This window comes from Candidatus Omnitrophota bacterium (assembly GCA_023819145.1).
GTDB lineage: Bacteria > Omnitrophota > Gorgyraeia > DTHP01 > DTHP01 > JBFWKV01.
This window is the reverse complement of sequence record JAMWCW010000011.1, coordinates 1-17,966: the sequence shown is the minus strand read 5'-3', so window position 1 is coordinate 17,966 and position 17,966 is coordinate 1. Positions and strand designations below refer to the sequence as shown.

At 37.2% G+C, this 17,966-nt stretch carries 14 protein-coding genes and 2 tRNA genes; all 16 read left to right on the top strand.

The annotated features are described in order from the left end of the window. The first annotated feature begins 49 nt into the window (after positions 1-49). On the top strand, positions 50-1,774 hold the full coding sequence (iorA, locus tag NC818_06080) for an indolepyruvate ferredoxin oxidoreductase subunit alpha (protein MCM8784318.1): 1,725 nt from the start codon (positions 50-52) through the stop codon (positions 1,772-1,774). Then, a complete protein-coding gene (locus NC818_06075) occupies positions 1,771-2,268 on the top strand; it encodes an indolepyruvate oxidoreductase subunit beta (GenBank protein MCM8784317.1) in 498 nt (165 codons plus the stop codon). The genes iorA and NC818_06075 overlap by 4 nt, the downstream gene beginning before the upstream one ends. Beyond that, positions 2,265-3,566, top strand: a complete 1,302-nt coding sequence (locus NC818_06070; GenBank protein ID MCM8784316.1) for a phenylacetate--CoA ligase — start codon at positions 2,265-2,267, stop codon at positions 3,564-3,566. Before NC818_06075 ends, NC818_06070 begins: the two co-directional genes overlap by 4 nt. A 14-nt stretch (positions 3,567-3,580) precedes the next feature. Then, positions 3,581-4,012 carry an ACT domain-containing protein gene (locus NC818_06065; protein ID MCM8784315.1) on the top strand — a complete coding sequence of 144 codons (432 nt, stop codon included), beginning with the start codon at positions 3,581-3,583 and terminating at the stop codon, positions 4,010-4,012. Positions 4,013-4,032: 20 nt separating this feature from the next. Continuing rightward, complete coding sequence (locus tag NC818_06060; protein ID MCM8784314.1) at positions 4,033-5,343, top strand: phenylacetate--CoA ligase; 1,311 nt, start codon at positions 4,033-4,035, stop codon at positions 5,341-5,343. A gap of 9 nt (positions 5,344-5,352) precedes the next feature. After that, positions 5,353-5,781: an ACT domain-containing protein gene (locus NC818_06055; GenBank protein ID MCM8784313.1), complete on the top strand. Its 429-nt coding sequence runs from the start codon at positions 5,353-5,355 to the stop codon at positions 5,779-5,781. Next, on the top strand, positions 5,782-6,567 hold the full coding sequence (locus NC818_06050; protein MCM8784312.1) for an amidohydrolase family protein: 786 nt from the start codon (positions 5,782-5,784) through the stop codon (positions 6,565-6,567). A gap of 5 nt (positions 6,568-6,572) precedes the next feature. Beyond that, the gene (locus NC818_06045) at positions 6,573-9,704 is read left to right on the top strand and encodes a UvrD-helicase domain-containing protein (protein MCM8784311.1); all 3,132 of its coding nucleotides are present in this window, start codon (positions 6,573-6,575) and stop codon (positions 9,702-9,704) included. 5 nt (positions 9,705-9,709) lie between these two features. Continuing rightward, positions 9,710-12,553: a PD-(D/E)XK nuclease family protein gene (locus NC818_06040; protein MCM8784310.1), complete on the top strand. Its 2,844-nt coding sequence runs from the start codon at positions 9,710-9,712 to the stop codon at positions 12,551-12,553. Positions 12,554-12,696: 143 nt separating this feature from the next. After that, a complete protein-coding gene (locus tag NC818_06035) occupies positions 12,697-13,803 on the top strand; it encodes a 50S ribosomal protein L11 methyltransferase (GenBank protein MCM8784309.1) in 1,107 nt (368 codons plus the stop codon). A gap of 96 nt (positions 13,804-13,899) precedes the next feature. Continuing rightward, entirely contained in the window at positions 13,900-15,012 is a 1,113-nt protein-coding gene (locus tag NC818_06030) for a hypothetical protein (GenBank protein MCM8784308.1), read from the top strand. 64 nt (positions 15,013-15,076) lie between these two features. After that, positions 15,077-15,841 carry a GNAT family N-acetyltransferase gene (locus NC818_06025; protein MCM8784307.1) on the top strand — a complete coding sequence of 255 codons (765 nt, stop codon included), beginning with the start codon at positions 15,077-15,079 and terminating at the stop codon, positions 15,839-15,841. A 104-nt stretch (positions 15,842-15,945) separates the two neighbouring features. Continuing rightward, positions 15,946-16,017 (top strand) — tRNA-His (locus NC818_06020). Between the two features lie 133 nt (positions 16,018-16,150). Beyond that, a complete protein-coding gene (locus NC818_06015) occupies positions 16,151-17,251 on the top strand; it encodes a 50S ribosomal protein L11 methyltransferase (protein MCM8784306.1) in 1,101 nt (366 codons plus the stop codon). Between the two features lie 25 nt (positions 17,252-17,276). Then, entirely contained in the window at positions 17,277-17,471 is a 195-nt protein-coding gene (locus NC818_06010) for a hypothetical protein (protein MCM8784305.1), read from the top strand. A gap of 102 nt (positions 17,472-17,573) precedes the next feature. Beyond that, positions 17,574-17,648 (top strand) — tRNA-Gln (locus tag NC818_06005). Positions 17,649-17,966: the final 318 nt, after the last annotated feature.

Genomic DNA, 17,966 nt, shown 5'->3' with positions numbered 1-17,966 from the left:
CCTTAGGTTTTTTGAAATATATCTTTAGGCATATTTATTTTTGTCTGTTGTGGGCGATAATAAAAATTCAAAGATATCTTTCCTTTCTGGAAATGAGGCGGTAGCGCAGGGAGCATATGAAGAAGGACTCTGCTTTGCCGCCTCCTATCCTGGCACACCCGCCTCAGAGATTTTAGAATACCTTTCCCGATTTCCCGAAGTGAATAGTCAATGGTCGGTGAATGAAAAGGTTGCGTTTGAGGTAGCCCTTGCTTCAGCCATTGCCGGTAGGCGGTCACTTTATGCTTCAAAACATGTGGGGTTAAATGTGGCGATGGATCCTTTGATGACTTCTGCATATATGGGGATAAATGCGGGTTTTCTGGTAGTTTCCTGTGATGATCCGGGAATTCACTCTTCGCAGAACGAGCAGGATAATCGCTTATTAGCAAAATTTGCCCAAATTCCCTTGATTGAGCCTGCTAGTCCAAAAGAGGCACGAGACTTTGTAGGAGAAGCTTTTAAGGTGAGTGAATCTTTTGATACACCCGTAATGTTACGGATGACTACAAGAGTTGCCCATACCAAAGAAAATATGTCTATCGGAAAAAGAAAGGAGCCAGTCATAAAAGAGTTTTCTAATGTTATAGAAAAATATGTAATGGTTCCGCGTAATGCCTATCGCAGGCATATAAATCTCTTGGAGCGAATGGAACGTCTTAAGAGTTTTTCAGAAAAGACTTCTTTAAATAGAGTAGAGTATCAAGATAAAAGGATAGGTTTTATTACCAGTGGAGTTTCTTATCTCTATGCCAAAGAGGCCTATCCTGAAGCATCTTTTTTAAAATTAGGATTTAGCTTTCCTTTCCCTCAGCAGAAAGCGCGGATGTTTGCTAGCCAGGTAAAAGAAGTCTATGTTATTGAGGAATTAGAGCCTTTTTTAGAGGAAGAGTTGAGGATTGCAGGAATAAAATGTAAAGCAAAACATTCTTCTTACCGCATCGGAGAATTAAGGCCAGAGGACATTCCCCAGATTGTTAAAGGAAAGAAGAAGAAAGAAGTTGTTGCTCCTACGCGCAGACCAGTGATGTGTGCGGGTTGCGGACATCGGGCAGTATTTTCGGTGCTTAAAAAATTACGGCTTATCGTTACGGGTGATATTGGTTGTTATACTTTAGGGGCATTACCTCCGCTTACAAGTCTACATAGTTGTTTATGTATGGGTAGTGGTATCACTTTCTTTGAAGGTTTTCGTAAAGTCCTGGGGAAAAATGTTGTGGGAGTTATAGGAGATTCTACTTTTGTTCATTCCGGTATACCGGCGTTAATAAATTTAAGTTACAATAAAACAAATGGTGTGGTGATTATTTTAGACAACAATACTACTGCTATGACTGGTGGTCAACCTCATCCTGCCACCGGCGTTAACATTAAAGGAGAGCTTGCCTGGAAGCTTATCTTGGAAGAAATCTGTAAGGCTTGCGGCGCAGATAATGTTGACGTTGTTAACCCTCACGAGGTAAAATTATTTAGAGAAATCCTAGAGAGGCGTTTGGATGCCGAGGCGCTTTCGGTGATTATTGCCCGTGCACCCTGTCGGGCAATAAAACGAGAAAAAAATAACCCGCCCATTTACCTTAAAGACAAGTGTAAGAAATGTTTTGTTTGTCTGGAGCTTGGTTGTCCGGCATTGAATAAGAATGAAGATGGCTTTATTATATTGGATACCAATTTATGTGTCGGTTGTAATCTCTGTGTAGAATTTTGTAAATTTGGGGCATTGGTTAAATCATGAAAACTACTCAGCAAAAAAATGATACTCTGAATATAGTTTTTGGCGGGATAGGTGGCCAAGGGGTGCTTTTAGCTTCCGAGGTTTGTGCTTGGGCAGCGATATATGAAGGATATCATGTGAAAAAATCAGAAGTCCATGGCATGGCGCAGCGCGGTGGCTCAGTGGAATCGCATTTAAGATTTGGTAAGTTAGTCTGGTCTCCTCTTGTTCCTACTGGTAAAGCAGATTATCTTGTATGTTTTCATTCTGAGGAACACGACCGCCTCAAACCTTTCCTAAAAAAGGGAGGGACTGATTTGCTTCCCGCCCTTGATGAAGCAAGACGCTTACTCATTAACCCTAGGTACTTGAATGTTTTTGTCTTAGGTGTTCTTTCCCGCTCTTTACCCTTTAGAGAAAATAATTGGGTTAAGGCAATAAAAATGGTATTATCTAAGAGATTGTTTGCAGAGAATTTAGAAATTTTTTTAAAGGCAAGGAGGGTAGAAAGATGATTTGGAATGAACAAATGGAATGTATGTCCCCGGAGGATTTAAAGAACATCCAGTCTGAGCGTCTGAAAGAAGTGGTGCAATATATCTATGAGCATTGTCCATTATATAAGGATAAGCTCCAGCAACATGGCGTTAATCCTCTAAGCATAAAGCGGATAGAGGATATTAAGAAAATTCCCTTTACTACCAAAGACGACATGCGTTTGGGCTATCCTTTTAAAATGTTTTCTGCGCCTCTTAAAGATATTCGCGAGATTCATGTTTCCAGTGGTACCACTGGAAATCCTACGGTAGTGGGTTATACCCAGGAAGATTTAGAACTCTGGTCAGAGGTAATGGCACGTGTTCTTTGTTGTGCGGGTGCCGAACCCGAGGATAAGATTCAAATTGCATATGGTTATGGGCTTTTTACTGGCGGCCTGGGTTTCCACTACGGGGCTTTAAAAATGGGATTGACAATTATCCCTACGTCGTCGGGACAGACTAAGCGCCAGTTGAAAATTATGAATGATTTTAGACCTCGTATACTTGCCTGCACCCCCAGTTATTGTTTGTATATGGCTGAAGAAGCAAAGGAGATGGGTCTTGACCCCCGAGAAAGCAGCTGGAAGATAGGTATTTTTGGTGCAGAACCTTGGAGTGAGTCGATGCGGGAAGAAATAGAGTCTGTTTGGAATATGCTTGCCACAGATGTTTATGGGTTATCTGAGATTATCGGTCCAGGTGTAGCCCAGGAATGTAGTTATAAAGACGGTTTGCATTTATTCTGGGATGTTTTTTATCCGGAAGTAATTGACCCTAAAAGCGGTGAACCTCTTCCAGAGGGCGAGGAGGGAGAATTGGTAATTACTACACTTACCAAAAGAGGAATTCCTCTTTTACGTTACCGCACTCGCGATATAGTAAGTATCCGTTATGAAAAATGTCGTTGCGGAAGAACCTCCCCACGTATTAGCAAGATTACCGGGAGAACGGACGATATGATTATTGTACGGGGAATAAACGTATTCCCTTCCCAGATAGAGCATGTTCTTTTGGGGATAGAAGGCACCAAACCGCACTATCAGCTTATTGTAGATAGAAAAACAAGGGAACTTGATGAGTTGGAGGTTTTGGTTGAGGTAGAAGATAAAATATTTTCTGACGAAATTAAGAAACTTCAGGCATTAGAAGAAAAAATAAAGAAGGAGATAGAATCAGTTTTAGGTATCTTTGTTAAAGTGAAATTGGTAGAACCTAAGACCATCGAGCGAAGCGAAGGTAAAGCTAAACGGGTTATAGACAAGAGGGTTATTTAAAAAGGGGGTGGTGTATGAAACTTGTTCAAATTTCGGTATTTTTAGAGAATCGAAAAGGCAGACTATATGAAGCATGTGCTTTGTTAGGAAAACACAAGATAAACATTCGTGCTCTGTCTATTGCTGAAAGTGAGGAATTTGGAGTTTTGCGCCTTGTAGTTGATAATCCAGAGATGGCGTTACGCATTTTTAAAGAAAATGGTTTTGTAGCCAAGTTTACCGATATCGTAGCGGTGGAAGTTGCCGATAAGCCCGGAGGATTAGCAGAGGTGTTGAAAGTTTTATACGAACATGATATTAATGTGGAATATATGTATGGCTTCACGGAAAAATTTTCTGACAACGCCCTTTTGGTTTTTCGCTTTGATGACCCGGACAAGGCGATAGAGATACTGAAGAAGAATAAAATAAAGGTTATCGGTAAAGCAGACATTATTAATTTTTAATAGAGGTTAAAGATTAGCATATGGACATTCTATACTGGAACAAAGATTTGGAAACGCTTGACCGCGATTCTTTAAAGGCATTGCAGCTTAAATTACTCAAGGAAACCGTTGCTTCTGCACTAAAGACCAAATTTTATAAAAACCGTTTGAGAAAAGCAGGTATTAACTCGGAAGAGGATATAAATGACCTCAATGATTTAAAAAGAATTCCCTTTACTACCAAGGATGATTTAAGAGAGTGCTATCCCGATAGTATTCTGGCTGTAGGATTGTCAGAGATAGTAAGACTACATACCTCCAGTGGAACAACAGGCATACCGACTGTAATATACCATACCAGAGAAGACCTGGAAAGTTGGACAGATTTGGTAGCGCGTTGCATAACTGCTACTGGAGCTACCAAAAATGATGTTTTTCAGAATATGATGAGTTATGGTTTGTTTACCGGAGGTTTGGGTTTACATTATGGTGCAGAACGCGTGGGAATGACAGTTATTCCCTCGGGTGCAGGAAATACAAAACGCCAGTTACAACTTATGAAAGATTTTAAAACCACAGTGGTTCATGTTACTCCCAGTTATATGCTTCATATTGGCACTAAGATAGAAGAATACGGTTTTTCTCTGAAAGACCTCTTTCTCAAAAAAGCATATCTTGGAGCAGAACCTTATTCAGAGAATACGCGCAAGAAAATAGAAGAATTTTTTAACATCGATGTATACAATTCTTACGGTTTGAGTGAAATGAACGGTCCGGGAGTCAGTTTTGAATGCGTTTACAAATGCGGAATGCATACCTGGGAAGATGCTTATATTTTGGAAGTTATTGACCCTAAGGGAATGGAACCTTTAGGAGAGGAAAAAGAAGGAGAGCTGGTTTTTACTACCTTAAAGAGAAAGGGCACTCCGCTTTTGCGTTATCGGTCACGGGATCTTGCCTTTATCTACAAAGGGGAATGCCCTTGCAAACGCACCCACCGTCGCATATCGCGTATTACCGGTCGAACCGATGATATGCTCATTGTCAATGGAGTAAATTTATACCCTTCTCAGATAGAAGAGGTAATTATGCGTATTCCTGAAGTAGGGGCTAACTACCAGATTTTTCTCGATAAAGAAGGAACCTTGGACAGACTTACGGTTAAGGTAGAGATTTATTCCAAATTATTCCAAGGCGATGTGCGTCAACTGGATTATTTAAAGGAGAAGATTAAGGACAATCTACGGTCAGCAATTATTGTAAATCCTATAGTTGAATTACACGAGCCTGGTAGTTTACCTGTTTCCGAAGGCAAAGCAAAACGCGTAGTGGATTCTCGCGTAAAATTATAGGGGGTGGCAATGTTTAAACAAATAAATATTTTTGTAGAAAATCGGCCGGGGAGGGTTAATTCTATTGCCAAAGTATTGTCGGAGAACAACATTAATATTATTATTTTTACCATTCAGGACAGAGGGGATTTTGGCATGGTTAAACTTTTGGTAGATAAACCCGAACAGGCACAATTGATTCTCGCGGAGGCAGGTTTTGCTGTTGCGCTAAAAGATATCTGCGTTGTATCTATTGAAGATAAGGTAGGGAATCTCTATAAACTGACTAAGATTTTACTTGAGCATAAAGTAAACATTATTGACGCCCACGGATTTATTGGGCCTAACAAGAAGGGAATCTGCTGTCTAGAAATAGAGGATTTAGGGTTAGGTTTGGAAAAGATTCTTTCCCAAAGTGGTTTCAGTATTGTGAGCGAAGAAGAGCTCTATGAGTTGTAGATGATTATAGATATCCATACTCATGCTTGGCCCAACAAAGTATCGCGTAAAGCCCAAGAGCATTTAGAATCTTCTTTCAGAGTTAAATTAGTGGCTGAACCCACCTTAGATACCCTGCTTAGATTTATGGATAGGAACAATATCGAAGTAAGTGTTGTGTGTGCTGTGGCTACGCGTGTTGAGCAGGTTCCTTCCATAAACGACTGGCTCTTCGGAATAAGGAGTGAAAGAATTAAGGTTTTTTGCTCCCTTCATCCCCAATATCCTCAGCTTAAGGAAGAGATAAAGAGGGTAAAGGAGCATGGAGACGGGATAAAGTTGCAGCCAGAATTTCAGGATTTCTATATTGATGATGAGATTGCTTTTCCGATGTACAGTTTCGCGGAGTCATTAGACATTCCGGTTTTATTCCATTGTGGTGAGGAGCTTTCGGGAACAAAGATGGTGCGGTCATCGCCTCGGCGTTTACTGAATGTCAAAGAAAAATTTCCCAAATTGCGTATCATAGCAGCCCATTTTGGCGGGTTTAGATTGTGGGAGGAAGTAAAGAAACATCTTTTAGGAAAAGACATCTACCTTGATACTTCTTTCTTTTTCAGTTACTTGCCTCGGGAGGAAGTTAAGGCGATGATACTCTCACATCTTCCTGAGAGAATAGTTTTTGGTACAGATTTTCCTTTAATCGACCAAAAACAAGACCTCGATTTCTTGAAAAGCCTAGAAATACCTAAAGAGTTGAAGGAGCGTATACTGTCTCTGAACGCCCGCCAGATTCTTGTGCTATAGACCAAATGCATTCTATTGGTAAGCGAGATATGTCCGGTAAAAATATTGTGGCTTCGGGGTTACCACAGATTCTAAATGTAGAAGCATCTGCAGGTTCAGGCAAAACTTATTACCTCGCTAAAAAATATCTTTATCTTCTCTTTAATCCTTCGCTTAGCGAAGGAGAAATTCCTTTAAACTCCATACTTGCAATAACCTTTACTAATAAGGCTTCTTTGGAGATGAAGGAAAGAATCTTGGATTTCTTAAAGAAAATTGCACTGGACAGCTTTAAGAGTAAGGAAGAAAAAAATGATTTGCTTTTTTCTCTGGGCGTAGATGAAAATTATGCGCGTCGACGGGCATTTCAGATTATGGAATATTTGATAAGAAATTATAATTTTTTCCAAGTCCAGACCATTGATAGTTTTATTAATTCCATTCTTTATGGTTGTGCATTCAGATTAGGGTTGTCTGCAAGTTTTAAAACCGAAAGATACTATTTACCGTATCTTACCTATAGTTTGGATAGGCTCATTGATAAAGCCAGTTCCGAAAAAGAAATTTTAGAACTTTTCCGTGAATTTATCATTCAGTATCTTACCATTGAACACAAAACAGGCTGGTTCCCTAAGAAAAATATTCTAGAAATTATTGTTTCTTTTTTTTCTCTTTACAATAAATATGCAGGTAAATTTATTCCTAATGAACCGAAGAGCAAAGAATTATTTATGAGAAAAAAAATACTCCTTAAAGATATAAAAATTCTTTATGAAAAGCTTCCTTCCTCAACCTACCAGCGATTTGTTAAAAACCTTGAATCCTTCTTAGAGACCTCCCGCGATAATTTTGATGTTTCAGAAATCTCCGAATATTTTAAACAAGAGGTTGTTCCGATTAAAAAAGGGAGTGATACCCCTTCCCCAGTTATCCAGCTTTGGCAGAAGATAAGGAAAGGTTTAAAAGAAATTTGCGAATTGGAATCGGTAATATTGTTTAATTCCTATATTAAGATATTTAATAAAGTTATTAACCATACAGATAAATACAGTCGCAAAGAGAACATCTTGTTTCTGGAGTCGTTGAATAAAGAGGCAAACTCGCTGTTTAAGGAGACAGGTTTGGGGCTTCCTGAGTTATATTATCGTCTTTCTCTGCGTCTAAGATATTTTCTTATCGATGAGTTTCAAGATACCAGTATACTCCAATGGAATAATCTCGTGGATATGATTAGGGATGCTTTAGCGAGAGGAGGCTCTCTTTTCTACGTGGGTGATAAAAAACAGGCAATTTTTCGTTTTCGTGGAGGCGAGGTTTCTCTTTTTGAAGAAGCAAAATACTTTTTTCGAGGGTTCAAGGCGGAGAAAGAATTACTTAAGATAAATTATCGCAGTAGAAAGGAAATAGTTGAATTTAATAACCTTGTTTTTTCTGAAGAAAACTTAAGGCGTTTTCTTAAGGAGAAAGAAGATATTGATAAAGAAAAGATAAGCTTTAGCGAACCTGAGATAAAAATGATAAGCGAGGTATTTAAAGATGCAAAACAGAATTATCTTAAAAATGGGGGATATGTAAAATTAGGATTGTTTTCTTACGGAGATAAAGAAGAACACGATGAATGGTTACAAGAAAGATTAATTTCGCTTATAAAAGAATTAAATAAAATTTATCTCCTTAAAGATATTGCTTTATTGACGAGGAAAAATAGCGAAGTAGAGATTCTTACTGCCTGGTTATTAAAGGAGTCAATTCCTGTAGAGTCAGAAAAGACCCTTAATGTAAGAGATAATTCCTACATAAAGGAAATTGTTTCTTTTCTTAAATTCTTGTCCCATCCCGTTGACAATCTATCTTTTGCTGCATTTATCTTGGGGGATATTTTCTGTAAAAGGGCAGAGGTAAATAAAGAGACAATGCATGATTTTATCTTCAAAAGAGCACTTAGTGGCAAGACCTCTTACCTCTATCGTGATTTCCGTGAAGAATTTCCTTCTTTTTGGGAAAATTTTATAGAGGAGTTCTTTAAGAGCGTAGGTTTTGTTCCTTTATACGAGCTATTAATCACGCTTTTTGAAAAATTCTCCCTCTTCGTAAATTTTCCTCAACATCAGGGTTTTTTTATGAAGCTTTTGGAGTTAGTTAAAGAGAGAGAAGAGAATTGCCCTGATATTCTTTCTTTTCTGGAATTCTTTGAAAATGCCCCTCCCGAAGAGCTCTATGTAGATGTTGCCAGCACCGATGCTGTTAAGATATTGACTATCCATAAGGCAAAAGGATTGGGATTTCCGGTAGTGATAATTCCATTTCTGGAGATGGTATTAGAGCCATTCTCACAATTTATTGTAGGCGATGGAGACAATCTACGCCTGTTGTATTTTAAAAAGGTCTATAACGATTATTCCCCCCGCTTATCAGAATTATATAAGAGAGAATATCTATATTCTTTTATTGACGAATTGAATGCTCTCTATGTTGCTTTTACACGGGCAGAAGAGGAGCTTTATATATTTTCCTCTCCCACTGTCGGCGGAAAGAAAAATTTTGCTCATTTACTTCTTCCTAAGGAGCGATTTGAATATGGCGAACCGAGGGTTTCTAAAAGGGAAGAAGAAGCCATTTCTCAATCTATTGAGATTTCTGGGTCACGCTATAGAGACTGGATAGTCATCTTAAAGGATGAGTTTGTAGAAAAATCAGCAATAATAGATAGGAAAGGGATAGTTTATGGAGAAGTTATGCATTGGGTTCTTTCCCTTATTGGTAATCTATACCATAAGAAAAAAGAAATATTGGTGCAGGAGGCAATAGAGAAGACAAGGCTTGCTTTTCCTTATTTTGAAAGATATGACAAAATCAAGGAAACCGTCTTAAATCTTTTAGAGCATAAAGAGTTTTATAAATTATTTATGATAGAAGAGGGTTCTGTATTCCAGGAGTTAGAACTGGTAAATTCTTTAGGCAAAACCTATCGGCTCGACCGTCTTATTGTGAAAGATAAAGAAGTTTTCCTTCTTGATTTTAAGACGAGTCACGACCGAGAGGATGAAGATTTTAAACAGGTTAAGGAATACATCTCTTTATTGCATGAGGTCTATCCCCATAAAGAGATTAACGGTTTCTTAATCTATTTAGATGATTTTTCTTTAAAAAAGGTCTAAGGCAGATGGAAGAAATAATTACTTTTGGTCTTGAAGATGATTTTATTTTATGTCTTAGTGACTTTATTGAAGAGAATTATCTAAAAAATGGCAAGGACTTAAGTAAACTTGCCTTTGTTTTTGGAGGTAAAAGACCGGGGCTCTTTTTGAAGAGAGAATTAGCAAGGAGGATTAAAAAAGGATTTATCTCGCCAAAGTTTTTTTCTATGGATGATTTTGTAGAATATGTTTTTTCTAAGAAGATAAATTTTAGAAAATTATCTCTTATGGATAGCGCCTTTATTATCTACGAACTGGCAAAAAAGGAATTTCCAGAAATCTTAAAAAGACGAGAGGATTTTTCCCAATTCTTACCTTGGGCTAAGGAGATAATCTTTTTCTTTGAACAGTTGGATTTAGAAAAGATGACAGACATTCCTTTGAGAAATATAGAACTGAAAGCAAGTTTAGGTTTTGATGTGCCTGGGGAGGTAAATGAACTTCTTGAAAATATTCTCAGCCTAAAAAAGATTTATATAGAACATCTGGAGAGAGATAATCTCTATACACGGGGAAGAATCTATTTTCTTACTGCAGAGTATATTAAGATGATAGAAATTTCTGAGTTTGAGAAGATATTTTTCTGTAGTTTGTTCCATTTGCAGCGGACAGAAATGGAAATTATAAAAAACCTCTACCAACGTAATAAAGCAATGCTTTTCTTCCAGGGGGCTATGGAAGATTGGATAAGTTTAAAAAAGATTGCCGAAGAACTTTCTATTACCATAAAGCCAGAAAGAAAGGGAAATCCCTCTTTCAACCTTTCGGTTCAAGCGGGATTTGATACCCATTCCGAAGTATGTTTAGTAAGGGAGATTTTGAAAAGTTTAGATAATTTAGATAAGACCGCTATTATTTTACCTGAACCGCGCAGTCTTATACCGTTAATTTCTGAGATAACCGCTTTTGTTAACGCTTACAACGTTTCCTTGGGGTATCCACTTAAACGCAGTGCTCTCTATGTTTTATTTCAGAAAATATTTAAGACTCAGGAGACGCGGAAAGGAAATTTATATTATACTCCTGATTATCTTTCGCTTATTAGCCATCCTTTAGTCAAGAGCCTTTCTTTAGAAAGAAGCCCCGCTTTTACGCGTATCCTTATTCATAAAGTGGAAGAGGTATTGCGTGGAGAGCAATTTAGCCCTTTGGGTGGAAGTTTATTTATAGAACTGTCAGCTTTAGAAAATTGTTCCCAAATCTTTAAAAATGCACTTGAAACATTAAAGGAAATGGATTTGTTAATAGACTGGTATGAGTTGAGAAAAATTCTTAAGAAAATTCACGAGGTTTTTTTTGCTTTATGGGAAGAGCTTGGTAATTTTGAAGATTTTTCTCTAAATCTTGAAGTATTTATGGATTTTATTCTAAAGAATAGTTTGGTAGAGCATTATCCCCTTAATTTAAAAATGGCAGAGCGAATTTTTGAAATCATCGAGGAGTTTAAGAATGCAAGATTTAAAAAAATCAGTTTTCCTCGGGAAGAAATTTTTAGAATTTTTCAGCAGAGGTTAGAAAGCGAATTCATTTCCTTTTCTGGTTCGCCTCTTAAAGGATTGCAAATTTTGGGACTACTGGAAACTCGCGCACTCAGTTTCGAAAACGTCATTGTGATGGATATGAATGAGGCAGTTTTACCAGATTTAAAGATTTACGAACCTCTAATTCCCCGCGAGATAATGATTGGTTTGGGGATAAATCGTTTAGAGAGAGAAGAAGAAATTCAGCGTTATTATTTTGAAAGAATCATTTCTTCCGCAAAAAATGTATTTCTTGTTTATCAGAAACGGGAGGACAAAGAAAAGAGTAGATTTATAGAAAAGCTTATCTGGGAAAAACAGCGGATGTTTAAGGATAAGGAGATATTACCTATACCGCAGGCAAGATTTAACTTGTCTATCATTCCCGAGAAGGTAGAGGTTAAAAAGAATGATGAGGTTATAGAGTTTCTGAAAAATATTGAATACTCTTCTTCGAGTCTAAATACCTACCTTAACTGTCCGCTCAGATTCTATTACCAGTATGTTCTTAGACTTGAAGAGAAAGAGGATATATTTGATGAGCCAGAGGGTAAAGACATTGGAAGATTTATCCATGAATTGCTAAAAGAGACTTTTTCCTTTTTTTTGGGGAAAAGCTTCTTTATAGACAAAAGATTTAAGGAATATTTCTTTTCTGTATTAGAAAAAAAGTTTTCGGAAATTTTTGCTAATCGTATGCAATCTGAGGCCTTTCTTATAGAAGAAGTTCTTAAATTCCGGATGGCTAATTTCTTGGAGAATGAAATGAAACGCCAGGTGAAGGAGGTAATCTGTTTAGAAGAAAAGTTTAGAGGTAGAATAGAATTTAATGGAATTAAATTTAAATTCCAGGCGATTGTTGACCGTATCGATAGGCTCTCTGATAATAGTCTTTTGATTTTGGATTATAAAACTGGTGCGGATAAGAAAATTATGCCTCAAGGTATAGAAAGGATAGAAACGGAGGGATTTGAAAGGAAGTTTTTGAAGGAGACGTTGAGGTCTTTTCAGCTTCCCCTCTATCTCTATCTGGTGAGCAATAAGAAAAATTATAGACGAGAAGAAATCAATGCTGGCTTATATTTTATTAAGGAATTATCCAAGAATCAGGGGATTTCTCTTTTAATTAAAGAGAAGGAGTTAGTAAATAGAGAAAAGATTATCAAAGTCTATCATCGGGCATTGGAGAGCATTTTGAAAGATATCTTAGACCCCAATACTCCCTTTCAAGCGGATGCCGAAGACCCATATCAGTGTAAGAATTGTTCCTTCACCTACCTCTGTCGATGAGTTACGGAGTTATTTTGTGGTTAATTAATTTTATCATCTCTTGACAATTTTCTCTTTATCAGTCATATTTATTATATAAAGTTCTATATTTTTTAATTTAATTTTATGATAAAGATGAATAAAAATAGTTTAATATCTGTAAGTTGTTATGTTTCTTTTTAATAGTAGAAACCCTTATTTCTACAGACTCTGCATTTGCCCGCAGGTTAAGGTCTTACACCAGGGAAGCGAAACAGGCGATTATGCTTTCGCATGCAGAGAGCAGAAGATTAGGAGAAGAGGTAATCAGAAGATTGGGTATAGAAAAGAGTGATATTAAAAGAACAATGTTTATGCGTAAAGAATGGCAAGAAGCTACAGATGAAGCGGGTGAAAAATTTCAGGAAACGGTAATGGTTGAATATGATGCTCCTTATGCAGAAATCGAATTTGATTGCTATGATGGCTCGGATGATGAAATTCCTTATAAAAATTTTAGATATCTGCGGTTCGGTCCGCTTGTATTTATAAACTATGAAGCAAAAGGGACGTCTTTAGAGAAGATTCGCGAAAAATTGGGAGAAGATTTTTTAAAACAGTATGGGCAAAATATTATTTTCTACACAAAACCTGCTCCTTGGCAGCCAAGAGAGTTAAGTGAATTCTATCCCCTACCCCTTCCTTTTATTGACCGCACTACGCTGGTAGTGGTTGCGCATCTGCTTAAAAATGGGGTAGAAGGTAAAGTAGTAGCAGATATTGGTGCAGGAAATGGTATTTTGTCTATTGTTGCCCTGCGCTTAGGCGCAAAGAAGATAGTGGCTTTGGAAAGCGATCCAGAGTGCATTGAAAAGGCGGAGGAAGTAGCTTACATTAATGGTTATGTTGCGGGCAAGGATATTATTTTCATCAGCCATTATATCGATTCAAAAGACGACAGGAATTTAGGTTTACCTAAAAGTATCACTGAGAGCATAGAAGTAGTTGTTTCTAACACCGGTCCAATGTATCGCCATCTTCCTCTGCAGATTATCAAAGCTGCAGGGAGTTGGCCAGCATGTCGTGAGATAGCCTTGACTTCTTACAGATATATACCTGTGATTGAGCGCGAAGTTGTTTCAGAACAGACCTACATACAATTAATGAAAGAAGTTGGATTTATTAATGCGGACATTGCTCAGCTGGGATTTAAACTTGAGTTTGTTGTGAATGGTCATGATGAAAGAGAATATTTTGTAGATGCTTATTTGTTGTGCGGTAGAGCGCCTTAGTGGAGAACTTATTTATTAAAACGAAGATTTTTTGTGTTTCAGGGGAGATATTTATAGGTTATATATAAAAGAAATAAAACCAATCCAGGCACTTAAATGATTAACTACAGATTGATAAAAAAACTGAGCAGTATATTTTTGCTCGTTGTATCCTGCTTGATTTATTTAGGTGTGGAGAGGAGCTTTTATTTCCAAAGACACAACCCAAAATTAGTTTATGAAAAAACTAAAAATTATTTTCTTTACCCTAATGATACAGTTCGGCGTATAAGAGAAAAGCAGGGACCTTTTATACCTTTTCAAGGAAAAGATTGGCAGGGTTTTATCATCGATGCAAGAACCGATACCTCAATCTATTCCGGGAAAGAAGCCAAGGCATTTCTTTCAGGAAGAGAATTCTTTGAATACGATACATTGGTAATAAATATTGAGGATAAAAAGATGGTGATCAGCGCAGAAGGAGAAGTTTGCACTTTAAATAAGAAGGGTATCGTTTATATTAGTGGAGGCAGAGAAGCGCGTTTTGAGGAGACAGAGGGTGAGATTTTGGTTTATGTGATGAAGAAGAAAGAAGGATTGAATGAACGTTTTATGGCCTATAGTAGAAATTTCCCCAGTTTTCCGCAACTTGGCTGGAATGAGAGCGGGATTATTTCTCCAAGAGCGTGGGTAAATGATAAGGAAGATGAGGGAATAGTGGTTATTGAGCGTGAAAACCGTAGAAATCTCTTTACCGGTAAACTTGAGCCGGAGTGGCTCATTGACAATATGGTGCTTTCTGCACCCATGAGTTCTGTTTCGATGTTTATTTTTGAAGGAAAAACAGATGGTTTTGAAGATTTTAGTTTACTACGTACGCAAGAGAATTTTCATCGCCACAACGAAGTAGTTACCGAGGTATATTATATTGTAAGTGGTAAGGCGGCTATTCTTTATCAAGATGCCGAATCCATAAAGTTAGCTGTTCTTGGCCCGCGAGATCTGTTCATCGCTAAAGAAGGTTTAGCTCATGCGATAATTAGGATAAGCAGTGAAGACGAATATAAACACATTGCTATTCAGATTCCTGGTTCGTTCCATTTAGGATTTCAATTTAAACAAACTATTATGGGCATCCCTGAGTTTTTAGAAAGAAATGCTCTTTCTGAGAAAATCGCTGAGATTCTTAAGTCTTCTACCTCTATTGGTGGAGTTTTTACCATGCGTTAAATTCCTTTTGTAGGGACAGTTTCTATCTTTCTGTTTATTAGAAGTTTATGGGGTTATTAAGTTTATGAGATACTTAAAAATTAAGATTATTATACTAGTGGTTTTAAGTATAAGATTCTTAGTAGAACAACCTTATTATTTTTCTCACCAACTACATTCATCGCGAAGGGTAAGAGGGGAGAATTTTAGACAAGTAATAGTTGTTGGGGAGGGTATAGAGCTTTTACTAAATATTTATCTGGAGTATCCTCATAAATCAGAATGGCGCATTAAATATCAAGGAGTGGATGTTGGTTGGATAACTGTAACTTTAGATGAAGAACGTAATGAGGTTTTTATTAATAATATACATATAAATCGCGATTTCAGAAGTCAAGGAATTGGAAGTAGAGTTATAAGTTCATTATTTAGATATTTTAAGGAACATTGTTATCCTAATTTACAATTAATAGGGGCTGATACCTTTAATCCCGCTTTACTTGAGTTGTTTTTTAATTTTGCGGAGAACAGAGAGATAGAAGTAGAGGGGAAAGTTTATGCATACGAGGAACTGGATGCTTTATTTAGAAATATTGCAAAAGGTGGTTCTTTTGCTTTAACTTTGCGAAATAATGGCTGTGAATTTAATATAGAAGGTAGTTACGGTATTTTTTTTCCTTATAGCATAGAAAACATAACCACATTAGAGGGAGTAAGACATTTTTCCGAAGATTTTCACATTATCAGAAATAGTGAACCCAAAACTTGGTTACTGTATTATAAAGATAGGTTCATCGGAGAAATAGTTTCTTTTAGTCTTGTGAATGTAAGGGCAAGAGTTGATTTCTAAGTTCATAATTGTTAAAGGCTTAAGTTATTAAGTTTTATTATTACCTTACAAAATCTCACCCGAAGTTATAAAATCTACATAAAATAACAACTAAGAGCTAATTTTGCCCTGTAGTGCAACTGGTAGCACGCCAGACCATGGATCTCGTAGTCCTGGTTCATGTCCAAGCGGGGCAGGAAACGGCAGATATACAAGTGGCTGTCTCTTTTGGATATGAACCTGCTTACCCCTTGACAAATGTATGTTTATTAGCCATACTTTTATTATGGGAGGTTATTATAATTGGTTAACTTATTTAAATTAACAAAGATGAAGGAAACAAAACTTTTAAATATCTTAAAATTATTCTGTTTATTACTCATGGTAGATATACTTATTTCTGCAAATTTGGTTTATGCCCGACGCATAAGACCTTATGGAGAATTAAAGCAGGCAATTATGCTTTTGCCTAAGGAAAGTAGAAGATTAGGAGAGGAGGTGATTAAAAGATTAGGCATAGAAGAGAAGGATATCGTAAGAACAAGACTCCTATGTGCGGAGGGGGATAGTTCAAAAGGTTTTGTCTATTTTGATTACGATTTCGCAGACGCCGAACTTGAGTATGATTCCTATAGAGGATCTGATCCCCTATTTCAGAAAAGGAATTTTAGGTATCTCCGTTTAGGTCCATTGATATTTATAAATTATGAAGCAGAAGGGACCTCTTTAGAGAAGATTCGTAAGCAATTAGGGGAAGATTTTTTAAGAGAGTATGGACAGAATATTATCTTCTACACGAATCCTACCCAATGGCAACCGGATGTTCTTGATGAGACTTATTACCCTGATATTCCGCTTCCTTTTATAGACCGCACCACCTTGGTAGTTATTGCGCACATGCTTAAAAATGGTGTAGAAGGTAAAGTGGTAGCGGATATTGGTGCAGGAAATGGTATTTTGTCTATTGTTGCCTTGCGCTTAGGCGCAAAGAAGATAGTGGCTTTGGAAAGCGATCCAGAGTGCATTGAAAAGGCGGAGGAAGTAGCTTACATTAATGGTTATGTGCCAGGTAAAGACATTATTTTCTTCAATCATTATATTAGACCAGAAGATGGGGAAAGTTTAGGCTTACCCAAGGATATTACTGATAGAATAGAGGTAGTTATTTCCAATACTGGTCCAATGTACAGAGAACTTCCTTTGCAGATTATCAGTTCTGCTGGTTCTTGGCCATCTTGTCAGGAAGTAGTGATAACCTCTTACACTTATGGGTCATATGGTCATACATGGTTAGAAATGTATAAATATAAGGATTTAATGGGAAAAAACGGATTTATAACAACAGAGCATAATCTTGGATTTAATTTAATTATAAGAACAAGCAATCAAGTATTCGTTCATGCCTATGTTATATATGGTAAGAAGCCTTGAATTTTAATCCAACTCCGAAGCTAAATTGGGATTCTTTTCAAATTTTGAGTTTCTTAAAAAGCCAGATGAGAAAGTGCGTCTACCCGACTGGGAAGATGAAGGATGCAATTTCTTTGGCGGAGGTGGATTGCTTGTTTCCGAAGTTTATCTTTTTATATCCCGCGATAGAGAGTGCTTAGAAAAAATAATAGCGAAGAAAAAAGAATTTGATGCCCTCTGATTATTTCCTTGAAAAGAATCTCTCCAAGTTATAAAATTTATTTAACTCAATAAACTCTACAACTCAATAGCTCTATAGATATAAATACAACAGTGCCAATTTTGCCCTGTAGTGCAACTGGTAGCACGCCAGACTCTGGATCTGGTAGTCCTGGTTCGAGTCCAGGCGGGGCAGCCAAATTAATCTCTCAAAATGGATCTTGAAAGATGAGAGAGTACAAATTTTAAAAAAGGGTCTGGCCCCTTTTGATGGCCCCTTTTGATTAATTAATAGTCGGCTATCCACTTGTTAAGCGCGATTTCAAAATCAAACGGTTTATCCCACTCATACGGCCAGACAATGTCCTCTTTGATGGTTCTTAAAACTCGTTTTTATTCCCAAGACAGCGCAGTTTCATCATGAATCTCTGGGAAGTCGGTTGGCATCCGTTATCAGAGATTAAAAAGAGCTGCTCTTTGTCAGTGTCTTTGATACCTTGAGGGAACTGGGAGTTTA